The sequence below is a fragment of the Polaribacter sp. ALD11 genome, from assembly GCF_002831685.1.
In the GTDB taxonomy this organism is placed as follows: Bacteria; Bacteroidota; Bacteroidia; order Flavobacteriales; family Flavobacteriaceae; genus Polaribacter.
Map to the genome: position 1 here is coordinate 1,562,994 of NZ_CP025119.1, position 24,776 is coordinate 1,587,769.

22 protein-coding genes are annotated in these 24,776 nt (G+C 31.3%); 18 read left to right on the plus strand and 4 right to left on the minus strand.

The genetic code is table 11. The features are described from left to right. The first annotated feature begins 104 nt into the window (after nt 1-104). Together CW731_RS06950 and CW731_RS06955 are read left to right on the plus strand one after the other, a co-directional pair. Nucleotides 105-2,519 (plus strand): outer membrane beta-barrel family protein, encoded by a 2,415-nt coding sequence (locus tag CW731_RS06950; RefSeq protein WP_100946034.1) that lies wholly within the window; start codon nt 105-107, stop codon nt 2,517-2,519. Nucleotides 2,520-2,652: 133 nt separating this feature from the next. Beyond that, the gene (locus CW731_RS06955) at nt 2,653-3,156 is read left to right on the plus strand and encodes a nuclear transport factor 2 family protein (protein ID WP_100946035.1); all 504 of its coding nucleotides are present in this window, start codon (nt 2,653-2,655) and stop codon (nt 3,154-3,156) included. 239 nt (nt 3,157-3,395) lie between these two features. On the opposite strand, the gene CW731_RS06960 is transcribed toward CW731_RS06955, so the two are convergent. Continuing rightward, nucleotides 3,396-4,403, minus strand: coding sequence for a 3-oxoacyl-ACP synthase III family protein (locus CW731_RS06960; RefSeq protein WP_100946036.1), 1,008 nt, complete (start codon nt 4,401-4,403; stop codon nt 3,396-3,398). 170 nt (nt 4,404-4,573) lie between these two features. Here CW731_RS06960 and htpG point away from each other — a divergent pair, with 170 nt between their 5' ends. From htpG to CW731_RS06995, 6 genes are all read left to right on the plus strand, one after another. Further along, on the plus strand, nt 4,574-6,481 hold the full coding sequence (htpG, locus tag CW731_RS06970) for a molecular chaperone HtpG (protein ID WP_100946038.1): 1,908 nt from the start codon (nt 4,574-4,576) through the stop codon (nt 6,479-6,481). 258 nt (nt 6,482-6,739) lie between these two features. After that, complete coding sequence (locus CW731_RS06975) at nt 6,740-7,627, plus strand: neutral zinc metallopeptidase (protein WP_100946039.1); 888 nt, start codon at nt 6,740-6,742, stop codon at nt 7,625-7,627. Between the two features lie 13 nt (nt 7,628-7,640). After that, on the plus strand, nt 7,641-8,156 hold the full coding sequence (locus tag CW731_RS06980; RefSeq protein ID WP_100946040.1) for a GNAT family N-acetyltransferase: 516 nt from the start codon (nt 7,641-7,643) through the stop codon (nt 8,154-8,156). 166 nt (nt 8,157-8,322) lie between these two features. Then, a complete protein-coding gene (locus CW731_RS06985; protein WP_100946041.1) occupies nt 8,323-8,793 on the plus strand; it encodes a DUF6428 family protein in 471 nt (156 codons plus the stop codon). Nucleotides 8,794-8,951: 158 nt separating this feature from the next. Continuing rightward, nucleotides 8,952-9,851 carry a DnaJ C-terminal domain-containing protein gene (locus CW731_RS06990; protein ID WP_100946042.1) on the plus strand — a complete coding sequence of 300 codons (900 nt, stop codon included), beginning with the start codon at nt 8,952-8,954 and terminating at the stop codon, nt 9,849-9,851. Beyond that, the gene (locus CW731_RS06995) at nt 9,848-10,144 is read left to right on the plus strand and encodes a chaperone modulator CbpM (RefSeq protein WP_100946043.1); all 297 of its coding nucleotides are present in this window, start codon (nt 9,848-9,850) and stop codon (nt 10,142-10,144) included. Before CW731_RS06990 ends, CW731_RS06995 begins: the two co-directional genes overlap by 4 nt. A 65-nt stretch (nt 10,145-10,209) precedes the next feature. Here CW731_RS06995 and CW731_RS07000 read toward each other — a convergent pair whose 3' ends face one another. Both CW731_RS07000 and CW731_RS07005 read right to left on the minus strand, forming a co-directional pair. After that, the gene (locus CW731_RS07000; protein WP_100946044.1) at nt 10,210-11,250 is read right to left on the minus strand and encodes an RluA family pseudouridine synthase; all 1,041 of its coding nucleotides are present in this window, start codon (nt 11,248-11,250) and stop codon (nt 10,210-10,212) included. Nucleotides 11,251-11,318: 68 nt separating this feature from the next. Then, complete coding sequence (locus CW731_RS07005; protein ID WP_100946045.1) at nt 11,319-11,876, minus strand: PASTA domain-containing protein; 558 nt, start codon at nt 11,874-11,876, stop codon at nt 11,319-11,321. Nucleotides 11,877-11,967: 91 nt separating this feature from the next. Between CW731_RS07005 and CW731_RS07010 the strand changes: the two genes are divergently transcribed. The 6 genes from CW731_RS07010 (at nt 11,968) to CW731_RS07035 (ending at nt 19,277) form a co-directional block, all read left to right on the plus strand. Then, on the plus strand, nt 11,968-12,942 hold the full coding sequence (locus tag CW731_RS07010; protein ID WP_100946046.1) for a D-alanine--D-alanine ligase: 975 nt from the start codon (nt 11,968-11,970) through the stop codon (nt 12,940-12,942). 109 nt (nt 12,943-13,051) lie between these two features. Next, a complete protein-coding gene (gene coaD, locus CW731_RS07015; protein WP_100946047.1) occupies nt 13,052-13,507 on the plus strand; it encodes a pantetheine-phosphate adenylyltransferase in 456 nt (151 codons plus the stop codon). An 8-nt stretch (nt 13,508-13,515) separates the two neighbouring features. Further along, nucleotides 13,516-15,261, plus strand: a complete 1,746-nt coding sequence (locus tag CW731_RS07020; protein WP_100946048.1) for a M14 family metallopeptidase — start codon at nt 13,516-13,518, stop codon at nt 15,259-15,261. Nucleotides 15,262-15,330: 69 nt separating this feature from the next. Further along, a complete protein-coding gene (locus tag CW731_RS07025; protein ID WP_232734743.1) occupies nt 15,331-16,368 on the plus strand; it encodes a lactonase family protein in 1,038 nt (345 codons plus the stop codon). A gap of 231 nt (nt 16,369-16,599) precedes the next feature. Next, entirely contained in the window at nt 16,600-17,064 is a 465-nt protein-coding gene (locus tag CW731_RS07030; RefSeq protein ID WP_100946050.1) for a (2Fe-2S)-binding protein, read from the plus strand. Continuing rightward, nucleotides 17,061-19,277 (plus strand): molybdopterin cofactor-binding domain-containing protein, encoded by a 2,217-nt coding sequence (locus tag CW731_RS07035; RefSeq protein WP_100946051.1) that lies wholly within the window; start codon nt 17,061-17,063, stop codon nt 19,275-19,277. The genes CW731_RS07030 and CW731_RS07035 overlap by 4 nt, the downstream gene beginning before the upstream one ends. A gap of 140 nt (nt 19,278-19,417) precedes the next feature. Here CW731_RS07035 and CW731_RS07040 read toward each other — a convergent pair whose 3' ends face one another. Continuing rightward, the gene (locus CW731_RS07040) at nt 19,418-19,816 is read right to left on the minus strand and encodes a DNA-binding protein (protein WP_100946052.1); all 399 of its coding nucleotides are present in this window, start codon (nt 19,814-19,816) and stop codon (nt 19,418-19,420) included. Nucleotides 19,817-20,256: 440 nt separating this feature from the next. Between CW731_RS07040 and CW731_RS07045 the strand changes: the two genes are divergently transcribed. The 4 genes from CW731_RS07045 (at nt 20,257) to CW731_RS07060 (ending at nt 24,767) form a co-directional block, all read left to right on the plus strand. Then, nucleotides 20,257-20,772, plus strand: a complete 516-nt coding sequence (locus tag CW731_RS07045; protein ID WP_157812202.1) for a hypothetical protein — start codon at nt 20,257-20,259, stop codon at nt 20,770-20,772. Between the two features lie 268 nt (nt 20,773-21,040). Then, nucleotides 21,041-21,433, plus strand: a complete 393-nt coding sequence (locus CW731_RS07050) for a (deoxy)nucleoside triphosphate pyrophosphohydrolase (protein ID WP_100946054.1) — start codon at nt 21,041-21,043, stop codon at nt 21,431-21,433. After that, entirely contained in the window at nt 21,430-24,567 is a 3,138-nt protein-coding gene (locus CW731_RS07055; protein WP_100946055.1) for a DUF3427 domain-containing protein, read from the plus strand. The genes CW731_RS07050 and CW731_RS07055 overlap by 4 nt, the downstream gene beginning before the upstream one ends. Nucleotides 24,568-24,572: 5 nt before the next feature. After that, entirely contained in the window at nt 24,573-24,767 is a 195-nt protein-coding gene (locus tag CW731_RS07060; RefSeq protein ID WP_100946056.1) for a hypothetical protein, read from the plus strand. Nucleotides 24,768-24,776: the final 9 nt, after the last annotated feature.

Sequence of the window (24,776 nt, forward strand, 5' to 3'; positions counted from 1 at the left end):
TTCGCAGAACTTGAGGTTTTTTTATTAAAAAAGATTTTACTACTTTTATAAAAGTTTGTAATAACTTATTTGCTATGAATGTTACAAACATAATTTAAAAAGTTATGAAAAAGTATACCCCCTTATTTCTAATTTTTTTATCACTTCCTTTTTTCTCTCAAGCTAAAAAAGACGTTATAAAAAATATTGGAACAATTACAGGAAAAATTGTTGATTTTAAAACTAAGAAAGCTTTACCTTATGTAAATATTGTTTGCAAAGATCAATCAAAAGCCATTATAACTGGCGGAATTACAAGCAAAAAAGGCAGTTTCATAATAGAAAAACTTCCTTTAGATTCTATTTTTATTGATATTCAATTTATTGGGTATAAAACGATAAAAAGAACCATCGTATTATCTAAAAATCAATCACAAGTTAATATTTCTACTCTTTTTTTAAAAGAAGATAGTAGTCTACTAGATGAAGTTGTTGTGCAATCGAAAACCTCTACAATTGTTCAAAAAATTGATAGAAAAGTAATTCATGTTGGTAAAGACTTAACTTCTGCTGGCACAAACTCTTTGCAATTACTAGAAAACATTCCTTCTGTTCAGGTAAATTTTCAATCAGGAACTATTAACTTGAGAGGAAACAGTAATGTTCGTGTTTTAATTGATGGGAAACCGTCTAATTTATCGCCTTCAAAACTATTAAAACAAATTCCTTCTTCCTCTGTAAAAAGTGTTGAGTTAATTACAAACCCTTCTGCAAAATATACACCCGAGGGTATGAGTGGAATTATTAATATCATTCTAAAAAAGAACACAAAAATCGGTTTTAATGGCTCGATAAACATTGGCCAAGAACATAGTAAAAACACAAGACCCACAGGGTCTTTAGACCTTAATTACAGAACTGGTAAAGTAAATATGTATGCAAATTATGGTTTAGATTTAGGAAAATTTGAAACGAATGCTTTCTTTGACCGAAGTGATAAAAACCTTACCCAACACATTAACTATACAGACAATACTACTAACAATTACTTAAAAACAGGAATCGATTTTTACATCAATAAAAAGAATACGCTCTCTTTTTATACTTCGCAAAGTTTTTCTGACACCGATTTTAGTATTGACACTAAAGTTATTGAAAACAATAATCTAGTTTTTAATGCACTAAATCTATCACAGTTCGACACTAAAGAACAAGCGTACAATTTAGATTACAAATTAGATATTGATGACAAAGGGCAAAATATAGAATTAGAAATTAATTATACAAAAACTACAGATCCTCAGAATGACTTTAATAAAGAAACTGTAAGTAAGAGTTCTAAACGCTACAATTACACAAATAACATCACCAATAATTCAGATACTTTTTTAGCAAACCTCGATTATACAAAACCTCTTTCTGGCGGAAAATTAGAGTTCGGTTTAGAAGCTAGAATTCAAAATACATTTAATAACATTATTACAGATCAAGAAATAGAAACCAATGGAAACACTGCAATTGTACCTAAAGGAAATTCTTCTTTCAATTATGATCGAGAAATTTATTCTGGCTATGTAAATTATACAAAAGAGTTTAAAAAAATTGCTTTTCAAGGCGGATTACGATTCGAACATTTTACGGTAAATGGCTTATTTTCGAACACAGAACAGGCGGCTATAAAACCCTATGAAGACCAGTTTTTAACACTCTATCCTTCTGCTTATTTTACGTATTATGCTTCAGATAAAAATGAATTCCAGATTGGATATAGTAGAAGAGTTGACAGACCAGGAGTTGAGCAAGTGACGCCTATTCAAGAATGGACCTCCCCTTTAAGTACTTCTATTGGTAACCAAACTTTACAACCACAATTTACCAATTCTTTTGAAGCAAATTATACCAGAAGTATTAAAAAAGGATATCTTTCTTTTGGCACATTTTACAGACGTACTTCAGATAAGATTGGTAGAATTATTAATAAAGATCCTGCGAATGCAGATCGTCAATTATTGTCTTACGCAAATTATGAAACTGCAAACAGTTATGGCGTTGAGTTTTCTTCGAGTTTTAAAATAACAAAATGGTGGAGCTTTAGACCAAGTGCTAATTTATACATCCAAGACAGTCAAGGCGTAATTAACAATAAACAAGAAAGTATAAAAAATACTCTTTTTAGTGCTAGAATTAGCAATAGTTTTAAAGCTTCAAAAAAATTAAGATTCCAATTATCTAGTTCTTACAGAGGAAAAAGTGAAGGCGTACAATTTAAAGTGAAACCTTATGCTTTAGTAAATGCTTCTGCACAACTTTCTGTTTTAGATGGGAATGGTGCAATTACGTTAAGAGGAACTGATATTTTTGATGGTTATAAACTAGATTTCTCAGCAACAAATCCGTTTGCACAAACAGGACAATATACATTAGAATACAGTTCGGTTTATCTTGGCTTTTCTTATGATTTTGGAAGTGGGAAAAACAGAGAAAGAAATAGAAAATATAGAGAAAACAACGAAACCCAAGGTAGTGGTGGTGTTTTGTAGAAGATGGCTTAGTTTTTTCTAAGCTTAAAAAACAGAACTTCGCTAGCGCCAGTTATAAGTCATTAAAAAGGCACATAATAGTCTAAGTTACCAATAATATATAGCAACACCCAAACTTAAAAGAATTATTGCAATGACTATAAATACAAAGTACAAATTAATATTGCTAAGTCTACTAATAATAAGCTTCAGTTCTTGTGAGGTAAAGGAAAAAAGAACTCAAAAAAATGAAACTTCAAAAAAACAGAATGAAGAGCTATTCAATTCTACAATTTCAAAACACTTAAATGCAGTAACCAGTAAAGACTCAAGTGCTTTAAAAGCTACAATGTCTCCAAAAGGTAATATGGAATTAATTCAACCAAGCTCTGAAATTCTATATTCTGTAGATGGGTTTATGAAATTTCATCAGAAATGGTTTGAAGCCCCTAATTGGACCGTTGATATAAAAATATTAAGCACCGATATTGGTGATAGAATTGGTGTAGCTACAACCGAGTTTCTGTACAAAGAGCCAGACAGGAATGGAAAACCTTATTTTAATAGACTAATTGTTAGTTATACTTTAGAAAAAATAAATAATAATTGGTACATTATTAAAGACCATGCAAGTTCAATTGAGAAAACAGAGAATTAAATACTATTGCCAACAAAGCATAAAATTAATTGCTAGCTATAACGCATTTAGAAAACTCTTTCGGCATTTAGCAGTCGTGCTTTAATTACTCACTTAAACACGCAACTAAGCCTACACAAAAACGTTCGAAAATTATTAAAAAAATATTCTAACAGTAAAAAAGGTGCTACAAAATGCAGCACCTTTTTTAATATCATCTAAAAGAAAATGGAAAAAAACCAAAGCTAACAACTATTTTTTTACCATCTAATTATAACACTTCCCCAAGTAAAACCACTACCAAAAGCAGCCAAAACAACTAAATCGTTGTCTTTTATTTTACCAAGTTCCCAAGCTTCTGTTAAGGCAATAATTACAGATGCAGCCGTAGTGTTTCCGTATTTCATAATATTGTTATACACTTTGTCATCAGACAACTGAAACTTCTTCTGTATAAACTGTGCAATTCGTAAATTCGCTTGATGCGGAATTAACATATCGATATCTGATTTCTCTAAATTATTTGCTTGTAAACCCTCTACAATTGCTTCAGAAAAACGAGTAATAGCGTGTTTAAATACAAACTGACCATTCATATAAGGATAATAAGAAACGTCATCAGGATCATTTGCTTCTAAAATTTCTGGCACCCAACGTTGAGTAGAAGGTCCTTCTAAAGCCAATTCTTTTGCGTGTTTTCCTTCCGAATGTAAATGAGAAGATAAGATTCCTTTTCCTGCTTCTTCACTTCTAGAAAGTACTGCAGCTCCTGCCCCATCACCAAATATTACAGAAACATTTCTTCCTCTTGTAGATCTATCTAACCCACCAGAATGATTTTCTGAACCAATAACCAAAATATTTTTATACATACCGGTTTTTATAAATTGGTCTGCAACAGACATCGCATAAATAAAACCAGAACATTGGTTTCGAACATCTAAAGCACCAATTGTTGGCATTTCTAACATGTCTTGTATTTGAACGCCACCTCCAGGAAAATACATATCTGGACTTAAAGTTGCAAAGACAATAAAATCGATGTCGTCCTTTGTTAAACCCGATCTTTCAATAGCGATTCTAGCAGCTTTTGCGCCCATAACCGCGGTTGTATCTCCTGTTTTTGGATCAATCCAACGTCTTTCTTTTATCCCTGTTCTTTCTTGAATCCATTCATCAGAAGTTTCCATAAACTCCTTTAAATCGTCATTTGTTACAACGTTTTCAGGAACATAATACCCAAGTCCGGTTATTTTTGAATTATACATAGTGTATATTTTATTTGCTTTTGTTTGTAAAAGCAAAAATAGTGAATTTTCTTTTCATTGATATTCTGTCTAAAATGTTCCTTTTCTGTCATCTTGTCACAATAGCCTGTTTGGTATTTTTTTTGACTATTAGATATCACAAATAATAAATTAAACAAAACAGACATAAAATGGCAAAAGGAAATATTAATGTATCGGTAGAAAATATTTTTCCACTGATTAAAAAATTCTTATATTCAGATCACGAAATCTTTTTACGTGAATTAATTTCTAACGGAACAGATGCAACTTCTAAGTTAAAGCACTTAATTGCTATTGGTGAAGCTAAAACTGAATTAGGTGATGCTAAGATTGAAGTAAGCATCGATAAAGAAGCGAAGACAATTACCATTAAAGATCAAGGTTTAGGAATGACTGCAGATGAGGTTGAGAAATACATCAACCAAATTGCATTTTCTGGCGCTGAAGAATTTTTAGATAAATATAAAGACAACGAAGCAGGAATTATTGGGCATTTTGGTCTTGGTTTTTACTCTGCTTTTATGGTTGCAGAAAAAGTAGAATTAATTACAAAGTCTTTTAAAGATGCACCAGCTGCACATTGGACGTGTGATGGTTCTCCTGAATTTACTTTAGTAGAACACGATAAGTCTGATAGAGGAACTGAAATTATCTTGCACATTGCAGCAGATTCTTTAGATTTCTTAGAAGAAAGTAAAATTGGTGGTTTATTAAACAAATACAACCGTTTTAACCAAGTACCAATTAAATTTGGAACAGAAGAAATTAACGATCCTGAGTTTACGCCAGCAACTACAAAAGATGCAGAAGGTAAAGAGACTACAGAAGCACACAAACAAATTACGGTTGATAATATCATAAACAACACAGCACCTGCTTGGACTAAAATGCCTACAGATTTAACTGAAAAAGATTATGAAGATTTCTACAGAGAATTGTATCCAATGCAATTTGAAGAGTCTTTATTTCACATTCACTTAAATGTTGATTATCCTTTTAACTTAACAGGAATTTTATTCTTCCCGAAGTTAAGTCCGTCAATGGATATGCAAAAGGACAAGATTCAATTGTACCAAAATCAGGTTTTTGTAACCGATAATGTAGAAGGAATTGTTCCTGACTTTTTACAAATGTTAAAAGGTGTGATTGATTCTCCAGACATTCCTTTAAATGTTTCTCGTTCTGGTTTACAAGCAGACGGAGCTGTAAAGAAAATATCTGGTTACATTACTAAGAAAGTAGGTGATAAATTAGCTTCTCTATTCAAAAAAGACAGAGCAGATTTTGAAACAAAATGGAACGATATTAAAGTAATTATTGAATACGGAATGTTGTCTGAAGATAAATTCTTTGACAAGGCACAGAAATTTGCATTGTACCCAACAGTAGCAGACACGTATTTTACATTTGATGAATTAATTGAAAAAACAAAAGGTTCTCAGACCGATAAGGATGGAAATCATGTTATTTTATATACTTCAAATAAAGAAGCACAACACAGTTACATTCAAGATATAACTGCCAAAGGATATGAAATTTTAGTTTTAGACTCTCCAATTATTTCGCATTTAATGCAGAAGTTAGAAGGTGCTGGCGAAAAAGTAAAATTTACAAGAGTAGATTCTGATCATGTAGATAATTTAATTAAGAAAGACGAGAACGTAATTTCTAAATTATCTGAAGAAGAAATAACAACTTTAAAGCCAATTATAGAAGGTGCTGTTAATTCTAAATCTTACACAGTTCAATTAGAAGCGATGGATTCTGCTTCTTCTCCGTTTATTATTACGGTTCCAGAATTTATGCGTAGAATGAAAGAGATGCAAGCTTCTGGTGGTGGAGGTGGCATGATGGGAATGGGTAATTTTCCTGACATGTATAATTTAGTGGTAAACACAAATAGCCCTTTAGTTTCTGAAATCTTAAATAATAAAGATGAAGCAGCACAGAAGCATCTAATTTCTCAAGCTTTTGATTTGGCAAAATTATCTCAGAACCTTTTACATGGTGAAGAGTTAACCAAGTTTATCAAACGTTCTTACGAATTGATTAAATAGTTCATAGCAAATTCTTACATATATTAAAAAAACGTCATTAAGAGTAAGAATAACTAAGTAATCTACTTTTTAATAATAAGATTGCATTACTACATTCGAAATGACTTATAAAACCAAAACCTCTTTGTTAATTCAAAGAGGTTTTTAGTTTGTAAGAATTACTTCTAACTCATTAAAAAAATAACCAAACTTCTTTTAAAGCAGAATTTTATCAACTAGAAAATAAATAGTAATTTTATCTTTTTAAAATATAAAATTATGAAGTGGAGAGGAAATAGAAAAAGTTCTAATGTAGATGACCGAAGAGGCGCCTCTTCTGGAAGAAGTTCTGGTGGTTTAAACCCAATGTTAATCGGTTTAATCTTAAAATTAGTTACATCAAAAAAAGGATTAGTTATTATAGCCATTGTTGGTGCTGTAATGTACTTTACAGGTACAAACCCTTTAAATTTACTTACAGGAAACACCAATAATCAAATACAATCTTCAGGTTCTTATAAAGGAACCCCAGAAGAAAAGGACTTGGTAGATTTAACCAAACGTGTTTTAATAAGTACAGAAGATGTTTGGAATAAATTAATTCCCAATTACAAAGAGCCAATTTTAGTACTTTTTACGGGTTCTGTAAACTCTGCTTGTGGTTCTGCTTCTAGTGCAACTGGACCTTTTTATTGTCCTGGTGATGATAAGTTATATATAGATTTAAGCTTCTTTCAAGAAATGAGTAGAAAACTAAATGCTCCTGGAGATTTTGCACAAGCCTACGTAATTGCTCATGAAGTTGGTCACCATATACAGAATATTACAGGAATAAACAGACAAGTACAACAACTTCGTGGTAAAGTTAGCCAAACGGAATACAACAGGTATTCTGTAATGTTAGAATTACAGGCAGATTTTTACGCTGGTGTTTGGGCACATCACTCTCAAAAAACAGATTTAATCTTAGAACCTGGTGATTTACAAGAAGCACTTAATGCTGCCAATGCTATTGGAGATGATCGTTTACAAAAACAGTCTACAGGTCGCGTTGTACCAGATTCTTTTACACATGGTACTTCTGCTCAAAGAATGCGTTGGTTTAAAAAAGGCTATGAAACAGGTGATGTAAATCAAGGTGATACTTTTAACGCAGATTCTTTATAAGCAACCAAACAGCATGATTCAAATTAAAAAAGCAAAAATTAAAGATGTAAAAGCGCTCTCTATAGTTGGCAAAAAAGCATTTTTTACGCCTCATAAAGAAGTAATTCCTAAAGAAATTATGAAGACGTACTTAGAAAACAGTTTTAGTGAAGAGAACTTAGTAAAGGAAATTACAAACCCAGATTATCAATATAATTTAATTTACGTTAAGGACGATTTAGCTGGTTTTTCAAAAATAATTATCAACCAAGAAAACGAAAACATACACAATACAAATATAACCAAGATGGAACGCTTGTATTTAGTGGAAGACTTTTATGGCTTGGGTTTAGGAAAAAAATTGTTTCAACACAATTTAAAATTAGTAAAACAGCAAAACCAAAAAGGCATTTGGTTGTATGTTTGGATAAAAAATGACAGAGCTCTTGCCTTTTATAAAAAAGCAGGGTTTAAAAAAATTGCTTCTTACGACTTCCCTATTTCCGATACAGAAACAAGAATAAATGATGTTTTATATTTAGAATTTTAGCTTAAAAATATCCTTCACAATGTAAAAAAATAAGTTAAAAAAGATATGAATGCATACTTTTTTAACTATTAATCGTAATATTGCAATAAATAAATTGAAATAAGTTTAACTAAATCAGAAATATTTACAGAACAACAAAATAAAATTGCTGCTAAAAAATAAAATTATGAAACTATCAGAAATTAAAGATCACTTAAAAGGTTTAGAGAAAATAGGCTTTCAATTACCAAATGGAGAAATGGTTAAACCACACTTTCACGTTACAGAAGTTGGTAAAATAACAAAAGACTTTATTGATTGTGGTGGTAAAGTAAGAAGCGAAACCGTTATTAACTTTCAGCTTTGGGAAGAAAATGATTATGATCACAGATTGCATCCCGAGAAATTAGTAAACATCATAGAACTTTCTGAAAAGATGTTTAAGTTTGATAATTTAGAAATTGAAGTAGAATATCAAGGAAAAGAAACCATTGGTAAATTTGGTTTAGATTTTGACGGAACTAATTTTTTGTTAACTTCTAAATTAACAGCTTGTTTGGCTTTAGATGCTTGCGGAATTCCGTCAGAGAAACCAACCCTTGCTTTTGCTGAAGTAGCCAAAGGTAATTCTTGTGAACCTGGTTCTGGCTGTTGTTAGGTAATTTTAAGCCAAAGTAAAAAAGAGTTTCGCTTGTTTTTAAACTTATAAATCTTAACTTAGCTAAGTACCTCAGCTTTAAAAGACTTGTCTTTTTTTTTTATATTAAAATGACAATCGTTTACAGATAAGGTCTAAATAAAAAATAAAATTAGATAATGGCGTTTGTAGATTATTATAAAGTTTTTGGCATTTCTAAAAATGCAACTGAGAAGGAAATTAAAACCGCATATCGTAAACTCGCTCGAAAGTTTCATCCCGATATAAACCCAGACAATAAGGATGCTGAACTAAAATTTAAGGAAATTAATGAGGCTAACCAAGTTTTAAGTGATCCAGAAAATCGAAAGAAATACGATACGTATGGTGAAAACTGGAAACATGGTGCAGAATACCAACAAGCCCAGAATCAGCAACAAAGGCAACACCAATCTCAAAACCAATCTGGTCAACAAGGGTTTTCTGAGGAAGCATATTCAGATTTTTTCGAATCTATGTTTGGAGGCGCAAACGGTTCTTCAAGACAAAGACAAAGTCCGAGATTTAAAGGTCAGGATTTTAATGCAGAACTGCACTTAAATCTTAAAGACGTTTACACATCTCATCAGCAAGTTTTAACGGTTAATGGTAAAAAGATAAGGTTAACTGTTCCAGCTGGTGTAGAAAACGGGCAAGTTATAAAAATTAAAGACAAAGGAGATAAGGGTGCAAACGGCGGACCGAATGGAGATTTGTACCTAACATTTATTATTGATAATCATACAGATTTTAAACGGGTTGGCAATAATTTATATCAGAATGTAAGCTTAGACTTATATACATCTATTTTAGGTGGTGAATTAACTGTAGATACATTTAATGGTAAAGTGAAACTTAATATAAAGCCAGAAACTAAGAATGAATCTAAAGTAAAATTAAAAGGGAAAGGCTTTCCTATTTACAAAAATGAAGAAAAATTTGGCGATTTAATCATCACTTATATCATAGAGATACCTACGAACTTAAATAAGGAAGAAATTGAGTTGTTTAAGGAACTACAAAAAATGAAAGCAAAATGATACAAAAATATTTAATACCAACGCAAACCATTTGTACTCATTATAATATTGAAATATCTTTTGTAGATACTTTAAACCAAATGGGGCTAATTCAAATTGAAATTATCGAGCAAGAACAATTCATTCATCAAGAGCAAATTGGTAATCTCGAAAAAATTATTAGGCTTTACAATGAACTACATGTAAACTTAGAAGGTATAGATGTAGTTTTAAACCTTTTAAACAAAGAAAAAGAGTTGAAAAATGAAGTAATTTCCCTAAAAAATAGGTTAAGACTTTATGAAAATGATTAAAAAGTAACTAATTTCATTTTTTTGCCAACCATTGTTATATAAATCGTTGGCAAAAAAAAAATATATTACTCTATTTCTACATCTTTAGAATTCTCAGAATACGTTCTCCATTTCTCTAAACAATCTGTAATGTCTTGAGGAACTTCAGAATTAAAACGCATAAACTCTCCTGTTGTAGGATGTGTAAATCCTAAAGTTTTTGCGTGTAATGCTTGTCTTGGTAACACTTTAAAGCAATTATTTACAAACTGCTTGTATTTGGTAAAGGTTGTACCTTTTAAAACATCATCTCCACCATAACGTTCGTCATTAAAAAGTGTATGACCAATATGTTTAAAGTGTGCTCTAATTTGATGCGTTCTACCCGTTTCTAATTTACATTGTACTAAAGTTACATAGGTAAGTCTTTCTAAAACTTTATAATGTGTAACTGCATGTTTCCCAAAATCTCCATCAGGAAAAACAGCCATTTGCAAACGATTTTTTAAACTTCTACCTATATTTCCTTCTATTCTACCTTCATCATCTTCTACATGCCCCCAAACCAATGCATAATACAAACGTTCTGTAGTTCTGTCGAAAAACTGACGTGATAAGTTCGCCATTGCAGATTCTGTTTTTGCAACCACTAATAATCCGCTAGTATCTTTATCGATTCTATGCACCAAACCTGGTCTTTCATTAGAATTTGTAGGTAAATTTTCTATGTGGTGAATTAAACCGTTCACCAAAGTACCAGAATAATTTCCATGTCCTGGATGCACTACCATTCCTGCAGGTTTATTTACTACAATTACAGCATCATCTTCATAAATAATATCTAAAGGAATGTCTTCTGCAACTAATAAATTTTCTGCTGGCGGATATGCTAAAACAATTCTAACAACATCATTCGGTTTAACTTTATGATTCGACTTTACAGCAACTTCATTCACCAAAACATTTCCTGCTTTTGCAGCTTGTTGTAATTTGCTTCTTGTAGCGTTTTCTATAAAATTCATTAAAAATTTGTCAACTCTTAATGGTTCTTGCCCAACACTTGCTACAAATTTATGGTGTTCGTATAATTCTTCGTTCTCTAAATCTTGATTCTGATTTTCTTGCAAAATGGTTCTTCTAAATTACTGTTATTATTCACTCTAGCGACAACTTAAAATTGCTCACTTACTATATTTTAACGCCCTCTTCCGTCACCTAAAACTAAATCTACAATAGAATTTAGCGGTAATTTATCTCCTTCGTTTATTATTTTTCCTTTAAAACGCAAACCTCTTACAACATCTTTACCAATATCATTTACAAAGGTGTAATTTGTACCTACATTTAAACCCATTGCTCGTAATTGAGATGAGGCTTGTCTTTTTGTTCTTCCGTTTAGATTTGGCATCGAAATATCTCTGTATTTAGACGGATTTAATGTCAGGTATATTTTACGCTTTTCTTTTACAAAATCTCCTACTTCTGGCGTTTGCTCTATCACAGATTTTTTTGGATAATCTGGGTTGTAACTTGCGCTATCAATAATCTTATAATCTAAATCTAATTCTTTCAATTTTCTTTCAACTTCGTCTAAAGATAATTTTTGTAAGTCTGGTACTTGTATCTTTTGGTTGTGATTTGTGGTGACTCCTAACCAAAATTTCAACGCAAAAACAAATAATAATAAACCAACAATAGCTATTGCTATTTGAACAAAAAAGGTTTTACTTTTTAAAAATTGAACCAAACTCATAATCATTTTTTTAATCACACAAAGATATAAAAACTAAACGTTGCTATTTCTATTTATATTTTGATAAATTTGTTTTATTATTTTTGATAAAATGAAGAAAAATATTGCCATAATAATGGGTGGTTATTCATCCGAAGTAAACATTTCTATAAAAAGTGGAAACGTAGTGTACAACCACTTAAACAAAGAAAAGTACAATCCTTTTAGAGTATTAATTTTAAAGGAAAAGTGGGTAGTTTTAGATGCATCTGAAAATGAATATACAATTGACAAGAATGATTTTTCTTTCATTAAAAATGACAAAAAAATTACTTTCGACTGTGTTTTTAACGCAATTCATGGCGCACCAGGAGAAAACGGACAAATATTAGCTTACTTAGATCTTATCAATTTAAAACATACCTCTGCCCCATTTTATCAAATGGCATTAACGTTTAATAAAAGAGATACTTTAAGTGCTGTAAAAGCGTATGGCGTAAAAGCAGCCACTTCCATTTACTTAAATAAAGGAGATGTAATTCATCTTGATGAGATTATAAAAAAAGTTGGTTTGCCTTGTTTTATTAAGCCGAACAATGCCGGTTCTAGCTACGGAATTTCAAAAGCACACACCAAAGAAGCTATTTTACCAGCAATTGAAGTTGCTTATAAAGAAGATTCAGAAATTTTAATCGAATCTTTCTTAGACGGTACAGAAGTTTCTGTTGGTGTTATTCAATACAAAGGAGAAACAAAAGTGCTGCCACTTACAGAAATAGTATCAGAAAATGATTTCTTTGATTATGAAGCAAAGTATGAAGGAAAATCTCAAGAAATTACACCTGCAAGAATTACAGAAGAGCAACAAGCTAAAGTAGAAAAAGTAGCTAAAAAAGTATATGAAATTTTAAATATGTCTGGTTTTTCTAGGTCTGAATATATTTTTGTAGACGATGAACCTTATTTTTTAGAAATGAATACAGTACCAGGTTTAACAGAAAACAGTATTTTGCCACAACAAGCACAAGTAGCAGGTATTTCTTTAGCAGCATTATTTGACAGCGCAATTGAGGCTGCTCTTGTATAGCATTTTTTTGAGACTAGAAATATGTGATAAATTATTTTAAATATGACTTCGCTAGAAAATTTTAATCAATTTTCTTGTTCCGTGAATCTAAAACATCAAAATAAAAAAAATGAAAAGAGCAATTTTCCCAGGATCTTTTGATCCCATAACATTAGGTCATTTCGATATTATAGAAAGAGGCATCACCCTTTTTGATGAACTAATTATTGCTATTGGTATAAATGCTGATAAAAAATACATGTTCTCTTTAGAAGAACGTAAAAATTTTATAAAAGCTTGTTTTAAAGACAATCCTAAAGTAAAAGTAGTTGCTTATGAAGGTTTAACGGTACACTTCTGTCAAGAAAACAATGTAGATTTTATTTTAAGAGGACTTAGAAATCCTTCAGATTTTGAGTTTGAAAAAGCCATTGCACACACAAACAGAGATTTAGCCCCCATAGAAACAGTTTTTTTATTAACTGCCGCAAAAACTTCTTATATTTCATCTTCTATTGTAAGAGATGTTATTAGAAACAATGGCGATTACACAAAATTAGTACCAAAACCAGTGCGTGTTAAATAACCCATTTTATGAAAAAAACTTTACTTTTAAGCCTGCTTATTTTTACTATTTCTTGCAATAAATCTTCAAAAGACAAACTAGATTTCACTACACAATTCGAAAAATCTAAAGGTAAAGAAACACCAGAATACAAAGACATTATCTCCTATTACCAACAATTAGCCGAAGAATACTCACAAATTTCTTTGTTTTCATTCGGCCAAACAGATGCTGGTGAACCTTTACATTTAGTGGTGTATAACAGAGAAGGTATTTTTAATATTGATGAAATTACCAATTCAACAAAAAATAGAATCTTAATAAATAACGGAATTCATCCCGGAGAATCTGACGGGATTGATGCTTCTATGATGCTTTTAAGAGATATTGTGCAAAACGATTCTCTTCAAGAAAAATATAAAAACTCTTTAATTGCAGTAATTCCTGTGTACAATGTTGGTGGCGCTTTAAACAGAAACTCACATACCAGAACCAACCAAAACGGACCTTTAGAATACGGATTTAGAGGAAATGCCAGAAATTTCGATTTAAATAGAGATTTCATCAAACAAGACACCAAAAATGCAGCCGCTTTTGCTGAGATTTTTCACGCTGTTCATCCAGATGTTTTTATAGACAACCATGTTAGCAATGGCGCAGACTATCAATATGCCATCACCCATTTATTTACGCAGCACAATAAGTTAGGTGGAAATTTAGGAAACTTTATAGAAACTGAAATGCGCCCTCAAATTGAAAAGTCCTTACTAAAAAAAGACATAATTATTACACCTTATGTAAACGTTTGGGGTAATACACCAGAAGCAGGGTTTTCTCAGTTTTTCGATTCGCCAAGATATTCTACAGGTTATACAACCTTGTTTAATACTTTAGGAATGATGGTGGAAACACACATGTTAAAACCCTATAAAATTAGAGTAGCGCAAACCTATGAATTAATGTTTTCTGCCATCGATTTTACAGAAAAAAATTCAGAAACCATAAAAAACCTTCGTGCAAAAGCAGTGGCAGAAATTATAGCGAAGAAAACATATCCTATTTCTTATACCGTTGATAAGGAAAACCCAACAATTTTAAACTTTAAAGGGTATGAAGCAACAACAATCAACAGTAAAGTTACTTCGGGTAAACGCTTGTTTTATGACACCACAAAACCTTTTGAAAAGCAAACCAACTATTACAATAACTTTATAGCCGATAAAGAAATTACGATTCCGAATGCCTATATTTTACAGCAAGGGTGGCATACAGTTGTAGATCGATTAGAAAATAATTATATTGAATTTACACGTTTTAAAAAAGACACCACAATTACTGTACAGGTACAACATATTTCAACTTACAAAACAAGAAGTGCTGCTTATGAAGGGCATTATTTACATTACAATACCGAAGTTTCTAAAACCACCAAAGAAGTCTCTTTTAAAGCTGGCGATTTATTGATTCCTACCAATCAAAATGGAGTGCGTTATTTATTAGAAACTCTAGAAGCCGAAGCTACAGATTCATTTTTTAATTGGAATTTTTTCGACACCATCTTACAAAAAAAGGAAGGCTATTCTGCCTATGTTTTCGAAGATATTGCCGAAACTTTTTTGGCAGAAAACCCAGAAGTTAAAAAGCAATTTGATGAGAAACTTAAGAACGATGCCTCTTTTGCAGGGAACCCAAGAGCTCAGTTAGATTTTGTCTATAAAAACTCACCTCATTATGAACCTGCTCATTTGTATTTACCCGTTTTTAAACTCTTTTAATTTATGAAATATGTATCTTTTATTCTTTTCGTATTGACTTTCTTCGGATGTAAAAATCCATCTGTCAAAATGGAAAAGGAAAACATCTTTTATGTTGGAACGTATACTAAAAAAGATAGCAAAGGAATCTATAAATTCAGACTGTCCAAAGAAGGAAAACTACAAAATTTAGGGCTAGCTGCTGCAATTACAAACCCTAGTTTTTTAGCAAAATCAAAAGATGGAAAAACACTTTTTGCTGTTGAAGAAACAAATGAAAATAATACAGGATTTATTAGTTCTTATGAAGTTAGAAAGGATACTTTAAAATTCTTAAGCAAACAAGAAACTGGCGGCGCTCATCCTTGTTTTGTTGCTGTTAATAAAGATAATTATCTACTTACTGCAAATTATACTGGTGGAAATATCGGTTTATTAAAAGCAGATAAAAAAGGTAACATTGCTCCACTTTCTTTTGTACAACAACACATAGGTAAAGGAATTACAGATAGACAGAAAACACCACATGCGCACTCTGCTTGGTTTCATCCCACAAAAGATGAAGTTATTTCGGTAGATTTAGGAACCAATGAATTGTGGTTTTCTACCCTTGATACTACCAAGAAGGAACTTGTTTTTACGGATCAAAAAAAGTTAAAAATGGCAGAAGGTGCTGGCCCAAGACACCTAACGTTTCACCCGAATAACAAGTGGTTTTATGTTTTAAACGAACTAAATAACACCGTTTCTTTAGTAAAGGAAAAAAATGACACCTATTTTGTAGAAACTTCAATTGCTACAGTACCAGAAAATTTTACAGGTATTAGCAGTGCCGCAGATATTCATATTTCTAAAGATGGTAAATTCTTATATACTTCTAATCGCGGACATGATACGATCGCTATTTTTAAGTTGAATTCAGAAAACGGAACTTTAACAACGGTAGGTTACCAATCGGTTTTAGGTAAAAATCCTCGTAATTTTTCTTTATCACCAGATGAAGCGTTTCTTTTAGTTGCCAATCAAGACACCGATAATATCATTTCTTTTAAACGAGATGCCACCACAGGAAAATTAACTTTTGTAGCTGAAGTTGCGGCGCCAATGCCTGTTTGTATTTTGTTTTAATTTTTAAACACGAATTTTACGAAGTGGCACAAAATTTAAAATACACCTCGATACAATTTTGCCTAAAAGCAACATGAATCTATGTAATATTGTGTTTACGAAAATTATTGATACGCAATGAAAGTTCGAGTGATTCTGATTTTTCTTCGGAATTGTATCGAAAACATTAAAAGTTAAAAAAATCAATTAAAATCATTTTATTCGTAACTTGTAGTTTCAAAACTTCTACAGGTGAAAACAAACTTATCAATTAACGGAAAATCGTACGCAGTTCAAGTACCAAAAGACATGCCTTTATTGTGGGCAATTAGAGACATTGTTGGCCTAACAGGAACCAAATTTGGTTGTGGTGTAAGCCAATGTGGCGCATGCTCTGTGCTCATAGACGGCAAACTCACAAAGTCTTGTGGCATCGCAGCTGTATCTGTAGTTGGAAAAGAAATTTTTACGATTGAAGGAAGTTCAGAAAACTTAGAATTTCTTAGACAAGCTTGGAATGATGGAAACGTACCGCAATGTGGTTACTGCCAATCGGGACAGTTAATCGCTGCTACTTCCCTACTCGATTCCACAGCAAAACCTACCGATAAAGATATAGATGAAGCCATGAGTGCTAATATTTGCAGATGCGGAACCTACACAAGAATTAAAAAAGCCATTCACAAAGCAGTTGCACTTAAAAACGAAACAATATGAGCAAGATTCTAAAAATAGACAGAAGAGATTTTGTAAAGTTATTTGGTTTGGCTTCTGGTGGCATCATTTTGGGCTGTACAGCTACCACAGTAGATAAGAAATTTAAACCTGCCATAGATCAAGATTATTTTGCGCCGAATTTATTTGTCCATTTAGAAAAAAACGGTAACGTAACCTTAATTGCGTCTCGTTCGGAAATGGGACAAGGAATTAGAACGTCTTTGGCGTCTGCAATTGCAGATGAATTAGAAGCCGATTGGCAATATGTTTCTGTAAAACAAGCAATCGGACATGAGAAATACGGCAATCAGAATACTGATGGTTCTAGAAGCGTAAGAACAAAATTAGAGCCAATGCGTAACATGGGCGCTGCTGCAAAAATGATGCTGATTACTGCCGCTGCAAAAAAATGGAATGTTGCAGAAACCGCTTGTAAAGCAGAAAACCATTACATCATTAATAAAAATACAAACGATAAAATATTCTTTGGAGATTTAGTAGAAGCTGCTGCTAAAGTTGAAATACCTGCGGAAGAAACCATCCAACTAAAAAAAGTGGAAGATTTTAAATTCATAGGAAAAACCTTGAAAAGTGTCGATTTAAACGACTTTACACATGGTACAGCAACCTACGGAATTGATGTTCGCATACCAGATATGAAATTTGCAGCCATTGCAAGATGTCCTGTAACTTTTGGTACGGTTAAAAGTTTTACCAAAAACAACGCTGAAAAAGTTGCCGGTGTAGAAGCTATTTTTGAAATGCCAAGACTCATTCCTCCTACAGGAAAATTCTTTGGTATGTTTGGCGGTGTTGCCGTAATTGCCAACAATACATGGGCTGCTTTTCAAGGAAAGCTAGCCTTAGATATTGAATGGAATAATGGCGAGAACGAATCTTTTGATACCGAAGCGTTCAAAAAAACACTCACAGAACGGGTACACAAGACGGGAAAATTAGTCCCTGGAAGTCGCGGAAACGTACAAACTGCTTTTAATGCTGCAGAAAAAACGGTAGCAGCAACGTATCACGTTCCGTTTTTAGTACATGCGCCTATGGAAGTGCCCAATGCTACTGCCTGGTTTCAAGGAGATAAAATAGAAGTTTGGGCCCCTGTGCAAGATCCGCAAACGGCAAGAAGCGAATTAGCACATTTCTTCGAAATTCCGTTAGAAAATATTATTGTAAACGTTACTTTTTTAGGTGGCGGATTTGGTCGGAAATCAAAATCTGATTTTGTGGTAGAAGCCGTTGCCATTTCTAAGAAAATAAATGCGCCTGTACAAGTAGTTTGGACGCGTGAAGATGATGTGCAACATAGTTTTTACCATGCCACAAGTGCACAATATTTAAAAGCTGGTTTAGACAAAAACGGCAAGGTTACTGGTTGGCTGCAAAGAGTTGGGTTTCCTTCTATTGTGTCTTCATTTAAACCATTGTCTGATTATGCCTCTGGTTTTGAACTTGGACAAGGTTTTGTAAACAACCCATATGATTTAGAAAACTTTAGACTCGAAAGTATAAAAGCAGAAGCCAATCTAAGAATTGGTTGGTTGCGTTCTGTAGTGCATATTCACAGTGGTTTTGGTATTAATTCTTTTGTAGATGAGTTGGCGTTTGCAGCACAGAAAGATCCTGTACAGTTTCGTTTAGACCTTATTGGAAAAGATCGGATTATTACAGGAAAATCAGAATTCCCTTTTAATTCTAAACGTTTTAAAAATGTTTTAACTACCACTGCTAAAATGGCAAATTGGGGTGTAAAACCTACTAAAAATCATGGTTTTGGTGTTGCTATTCATTATAGTTTTTACAGTTATGTAGCCACTATTGTAGAAGTTTCTGTACTTAACAAGAAAGTAAAAGTAGAAAATGTTTGGACAACCATCGATTGTGGTTTGGCTTTAAACAAAGACAATATTAAAAATCAGTTAGAAGGTGCTGCTATTTTTGGAATGTCTTTGGCTTTGTATGGTAAAATTTCTACCAAAAACGGCGCTGTTGAACAACATAATTTCTTCGATTATCAAATGGCAAGAATGAAAGACGCACCAAAGATTCATATTCATATTGTAGATGCTATGAAAGAACCGCCAACCGGTGTTGGTGAACCTGGTGTTCCTGTAATGGCACCTGCCATTTGTAATGCTCTTTTTAATGCTACGGGAGAACGTGTAAGAAGTTTGCCTTTAATAGATGCTGGTTGGGTTTAAAAAACAAATGCTGCTAAAAAAGTTAAAACCTAATGCTATTATTTATTCTTACTTGTACCTTCCTAATTTTGATGGTACTCTGATAGTGTGAAATAACTTTAGATGTAATTTTTATAGATTGTAAGGGTGTTTACTGCAAACTACACACTACTACTACCTTCTTTATAGGTAGTAATTTCTCCTTTCAATTTTCGTTTTAACTTTACGGAAGGCTGGTAATTGATATGGTATTTTATAATATTTCTTTTAGGTGATAGTTTTGATGCATCTTCTTCTGCCGTACTTTTAAAGCCCATTTTAAATTTGCCAACATCACCTAAATCTACCACATTGCCTTGTTGTAAGTAAAAGTCTAGCTTCATGCCCAACGCCATTAATACCGCTTTTACATCTACTTCATGCAACGTGCATTCATTGCTAATAGCACTACTTATATGGTCTAAATCTATTTTACCGGTGTGTACAGCTTGCATTATAAACTGCTCTTTTTTATTTTGAATGCTGTTGCTTCTTTTTGTAATTCTGTAACGAATTGCCATAATTGTCTTATTTTTTTTGTATCTTTAACTTTATAAGGGTACTACCTTATATACGGCATATTATTTGCCTTCTTTGTAAAAATACTACATTTTATTTCAATTTATTCTAGTATGCTTGTAAATATATACTAGTATATTTATAAAACTATATTAGTATTTTTATAAAAAAGATACTGAGGTCTGCTCTAAAACTATAGATACTTTGTTAAAAAAGTTACTGAGGTTTGTTTATGAAGTGTACTCGTAAATTATTTTCCCTGTTTTTTTTATTCTTAAAATAGGTTTGTAAACGGAACTATAAACCTTACTATTGTAGATAAAGTGTAATAACTACCAAATTATTTATGGAATAATACCTGTTGGCAACTATTACTCACTCAAATCCTGAAAGTTTAATTTCAAAATTAAAAAGAAACAATTTACAATAACAAATGAAAAGTTTGAAGAAAATTGAGAAAGCATTATTGATTCTGATAATATTATTGATTTCCTCATGCAACTTAAAAAATGAGGTCATAATTAACGCTGATTTTGAACAATTTTTAGAAGATTACATCAAAAAAAATCCAATTCCTAAATATTTAGAAACAACTGAAGACAGGAAATCTGCAACTCCATCATATAATCTTTATTTTTGGAAAAAAGGATTAGACTCAATTATTGAAATTAGACTGAATCCATTTTTGGTTAGTTTTAACCCATTAAATTCATCAATTAATGAAGGTAATGAAGAAATTATTACAGAGGAAAACCCTGATGGTTATTTTATCTTTAAACAAAATGCAATAGTAGTATTTGATGAAAATAATTACGGAATAAACATTATCAATAAAAGTAATTTAATTAATAAAATTCCAGATAGTTTGAAATGGGATTTTGAAAAACTTAATAATCACATAAGTAATAAGCCGAATTATTATAATATATCAAAAAAACGAATTGAAATTACGGAATAAAAAACAGTTGCCAACACCGTGTAATAAAAATTACTAAATTAGTGCTTTATTAAAAGTAGTTGCATTTCTGTATACTTCTATTTTCCTTCGGAAAATAGCCGTTCACTTTAAACATAACTTTCAATACACAACAACGTAATCTTTAGTTAAATTGAAGAACGTGTGGAAAATTTGACTTTGATTGAATTATGGGTGGATTAAAAGTTGAAAAATAAGACATTTGTTTAGAAAAAATTTTATTTTAATAAAGCTATAAGAAAAAAGAAATTTGAAAAATAAAACAATTACTGTTACGTGTGCAATTATTCATTTTGATGATAAAATTTTAGCTGTTCAAAGAAGTCAAACAATGAAACTTCCTTTGAAGTGGGAATTTGCAGGAGGAAAGATTGAACCTGATGAGTCTGAAATTGATTGCATTAAAAGAGAAATATTTGAAGAATTAAATATTTCTATTGAGATAAAAGAAAGACTAACTCCTGTAACTCACCAATACCCAAACTTCAAGATTAAATTAATTCCTTTCACTGCTAAGTATCTTTCTGGCGAATTAAAACTAAGAGAACATGTCAATTACCTTCTAGCCAATACAGAAGAATTACTTAAGTTAGATTGGGCAGAAGCCGATTTACCAATTTTAAAAGAATTTTTAACATTATGAATCAAGGAATTTACGAAGAATTAATTACCCAACTTGTATCTGAAAAGTTAGAAACTCTTGACAATGATAAATTTTATTTAAAGAAAAATTTAATTGATAAGGAAGAAGCTTCGAATGTTCTCTCAAAACATTTAGCAAGAACGTTAAAGCAAGCTTTTAATATTATAGGAAAAAATAAAGTAGACGAACAAATTAAAATTGCAAATAAAATAATTAAATTATTAAAAAAAGAACTAAACAAACAGGAATTTGATGATGATTTAGTTAATATTGAAGGCGAAATTCTAAAAGCTATCTTTTCTAAAACAGACGCTTATTTTACTAACTTAGACCTTCATTTAAAAGAAATAACACCATACACAAGATTAACACAAAGTGAATTATTTACTGGTGGCAATGGAGGCTTGTCATTAGAAAGTGAACTTAAAAAAGAAATTCTTTCTTCTAATAAAATTAATCTATTAGTCTCTTTTATAAAGTTTAAAGGAATAATTATTCTAGAAAAAGAATTAAGAGAATTCACTGAACGCGGTGGTAAATTAAAAGTAATAACAACAACATATATTGGTGCAACAGATTATAAAGCAATACAATTGCTTTCGAAACTTCCAAACACTGAAGTTAAAATATCTTACAATACTTCAAACGAGAGACTACATGCAAAAGCATATTTGTTTTATAGAAACACGGGATTTCACACTGCTTATATAGGTTCTTCTAATTTCTCTAGGTCTGCATTAACAGATGGTTTGGAATGGAATTTAAAAGTAACAACAAAAGAAGTTAGCCACATAATTGATAAATTTCAGAAAACATTTGATGCTTATTGGCAAAGTGATGATTTCGAGTTATTTGATGATTCTATCCATAAAGAAAAGCTTCAAAATGCTTTAAAACAAAGTAAGTTTAGTAAACCATATGAAAACAACACTGTTATTTTCGATATCAAACCATTTCCGTATCAAAATGAAGTATTAGAAAAATTAGAAGTAGAAAGGACAGTACATAATAGATTTAGAAACCTTATCGTTGCAGCAACAGGAACTGGAAAAACTGTGATTTCTGCATTTGATTACAAACAGTTTAAGCAAAATAATAAGTCTTCAAAACTACTATTTCTTGCTCATAGAGAAGAAATAATTAAAAAATCGCTTTATACTTTTCAAGGCATCTTAAAAAACAATAATATTGGAGAACTATGGGTTGGAGGAAAAGTTCCTGATAATTTTGAAGTTGTTTTCGCTTCAATTCAAACTGTAAAAAATCAATTTAAGAACTTCAATTTAGCACCTGATTTTTACGATTATATTATAGTTGACGAATGCCATCACCAAACAGCAAACAGTTATAGAGAAATAATCAATTATTTTAAGCCAAAAGTACTTCTTGGACTTACCGCAACACCAGAACGAATGGATGGTGGCGATATTTTGGAAGACTTTGACAACAAAATTGCGGCAGAAATAAGATTACCTGAAGCGATGAATAGAAAATTACTTTGTCCTTTTCAATACTTTGGAATTACTGATAGTGTAGATTTAACTAATGTTAATTGGGTAAGAGGTAAATATGTTGCTAGTGAGTTAACCAACTTGTATACGGGAAATGATAGAAGGGTTCGAGAAATAATTGACGCTTTAGAGAAATATACCAAAGATATAAATGACGTTAGTACTTTAGGTTATTGTGTTTCAATGGAACATGCCAAGTTTATGGCAGAAAAATTCACCTTATTTGGATTAAAGGCAGATTATCTTACAAGTAAAAATAGCACCGATAGAGTATCAATTCGTCAAAAATTAGAAAAAAAAGAAATCAATTACCTTTTTGTTGTTGATATGTTTAATGAAGGTATAGATATTCCTGAAATTGACACAGTTCTTTTTTTAAGACCTACAGAAAGTCTAACTGTCTTTTTACAACAATTAGGAAGGGGCTTAAGACTACATGAATCTAAAGATTGTTTAACCGTTTTAGATTTTGTGGGTAATTCTAAACCTGAATACAATTTTGAAAGCAAATTTAGAGCCTTAATAGGAAAAACAAATACAACAGTTGTAAAAGAAATTGAAGACGATTTCCCTCACCTTCCTTTAGGATGTTCTATAATCTTAGAAAAAAAGACAAAAGAAACTATTCTTAAAAACATTGCAGCAGCAACATCTTTAAATAAAAGCAAGTTGATTAATAAAATTAAAGGTTTTCAGTACGACACTAATTTACCTTTAACTATTGGTAATTTTAGTACTTTTTACAATATTCCTTTGCAATCTATTTATAGAAGAGGAAGTTGGAAGCGTTTATGCCAATTAGCAGGAAAAATAGAAGATTTTAATTCTGAAAATGAAAAACAAATAGTTTCGGCAATTTCTAATAAATGGTTTTCAACAAATTCATTAAGCTATTTTTCTTTCATACTAAAGATTGCAAATCTAAATTTTAAAATAAATATCTCTGAATTAAATGAAAATGAAAAAACAATGCTTTTAATGTTACATTATGATGTTTGGAAAAAAGAAGGTGGTTTTGATTCATTAGAAAAAAGCATTGAACAAATAGGAGCAAACATTATTTTAGTTGAAGAAATAAAAGAAGTATTAGAAATATTAATAGAGAATATAGATTTTAAAGAAACCCCCATCAAACTGCCTTATGAACAGCCTCTAAATCTGCACAGTCGTTATACCCGAGACCAAATTTTATCAGCATTTAGATTTAGTAGTTTTGAAAAAAAATCATCTAACAGAGAAGGAACGGCAGAACAAAAAGAATTAAAGACAGAAATATTATTTATAAATCTGATAAAGTCTGAGGAAAACTTTTCACCTACAACTATGTATGATGATTATGCTGTAAACGAGCTACTGTTTCATTGGCAGACTCAAAATTCTGCTAGACCAGATTTGGGTAAAGGATTATCATATATAAAACATAAAGAACAAGAAAAACGAATTTTACTTTTTGTGCGAGAAAAAGCAAAAAATGAATACGGTAATAGTTTAGGCTATGTATTTATTGGAGAAGGAAGTTTAAAAGATTATCAAGGTTCAAAACCAATGAGTATCAATTGGGAATTAAACGAGCCAATGCCACATTATTTATGGAAAGATGCTGCAAAATTATCAATAGGATAATTAAAATGAAAAAAGAAACACTTAGAATATTTGCAATTTACAAGAAGAATATTCATTTAGGAAATGAAACTGCAACAAATAAAAACGATGCAATTAGAAAATATCTAGTTGCATCGTTGTACGGTAATATATTGAAAGATTTAGAACTTCTTTCTTTATACTCTGCAAAAACAGCTATTAAAGGCACTCACTTCTTATGAAAAAAATAT

What these genes read in the sequence shown, in the direction of transcription:
- CW731_RS07060 (WP_100946056.1), top strand. Translation starts at nt 24,573, where the DNA reads ATGAAAAAAGAAACACTTAGAATATTTGCAATTTACAAGAAGAATATT.
- CW731_RS07025 (WP_232734743.1), top strand. Translation starts at nt 15,331, where the DNA reads ATGGAAAAGGAAAACATCTTTTATGTTGGAACGTATACTAAAAAAGAT.
- CW731_RS06960 (WP_100946036.1), bottom strand. Translation starts at nt 4,403, where the DNA reads ATGTATAATTCAAAAATAACCGGACTTGGGTATTATGTTCCTGAAAAC.
- CW731_RS06990 (WP_100946042.1), top strand. Translation starts at nt 8,952, where the DNA reads ATGGCGTTTGTAGATTATTATAAAGTTTTTGGCATTTCTAAAAATGCA.
- coaD (WP_100946047.1), top strand. Translation starts at nt 13,052, where the DNA reads ATGAAAAGAGCAATTTTCCCAGGATCTTTTGATCCCATAACATTAGGT.
- CW731_RS06955 (WP_100946035.1), top strand. Translation starts at nt 2,653, where the DNA reads ATGACTATAAATACAAAGTACAAATTAATATTGCTAAGTCTACTAATA.
- CW731_RS06985 (WP_100946041.1), top strand. Translation starts at nt 8,323, where the DNA reads ATGAAACTATCAGAAATTAAAGATCACTTAAAAGGTTTAGAGAAAATA.
- CW731_RS06975 (WP_100946039.1), top strand. Translation starts at nt 6,740, where the DNA reads ATGAAGTGGAGAGGAAATAGAAAAAGTTCTAATGTAGATGACCGAAGA.
- CW731_RS06995 (WP_100946043.1), top strand. Translation starts at nt 9,848, where the DNA reads ATGATACAAAAATATTTAATACCAACGCAAACCATTTGTACTCATTAT.
- htpG (WP_100946038.1), top strand. Translation starts at nt 4,574, where the DNA reads ATGGCAAAAGGAAATATTAATGTATCGGTAGAAAATATTTTTCCACTG.
- CW731_RS07040 (WP_100946052.1), bottom strand. Translation starts at nt 19,816, where the DNA reads ATGGCAATTCGTTACAGAATTACAAAAAGAAGCAACAGCATTCAAAAT.
- CW731_RS07020 (WP_100946048.1), top strand. Translation starts at nt 13,516, where the DNA reads ATGAAAAAAACTTTACTTTTAAGCCTGCTTATTTTTACTATTTCTTGC.
- CW731_RS07010 (WP_100946046.1), top strand. Translation starts at nt 11,968, where the DNA reads ATGAAGAAAAATATTGCCATAATAATGGGTGGTTATTCATCCGAAGTA.
- CW731_RS07035 (WP_100946051.1), top strand. Translation starts at nt 17,061, where the DNA reads ATGAGCAAGATTCTAAAAATAGACAGAAGAGATTTTGTAAAGTTATTT.
- CW731_RS06980 (WP_100946040.1), top strand. Translation starts at nt 7,641, where the DNA reads ATGATTCAAATTAAAAAAGCAAAAATTAAAGATGTAAAAGCGCTCTCT.
- CW731_RS07005 (WP_100946045.1), bottom strand. Translation starts at nt 11,876, where the DNA reads ATGAGTTTGGTTCAATTTTTAAAAAGTAAAACCTTTTTTGTTCAAATA.
- CW731_RS07055 (WP_100946055.1), top strand. Translation starts at nt 21,430, where the DNA reads ATGAATCAAGGAATTTACGAAGAATTAATTACCCAACTTGTATCTGAA.
- CW731_RS06950 (WP_100946034.1), top strand. Translation starts at nt 105, where the DNA reads ATGAAAAAGTATACCCCCTTATTTCTAATTTTTTTATCACTTCCTTTT.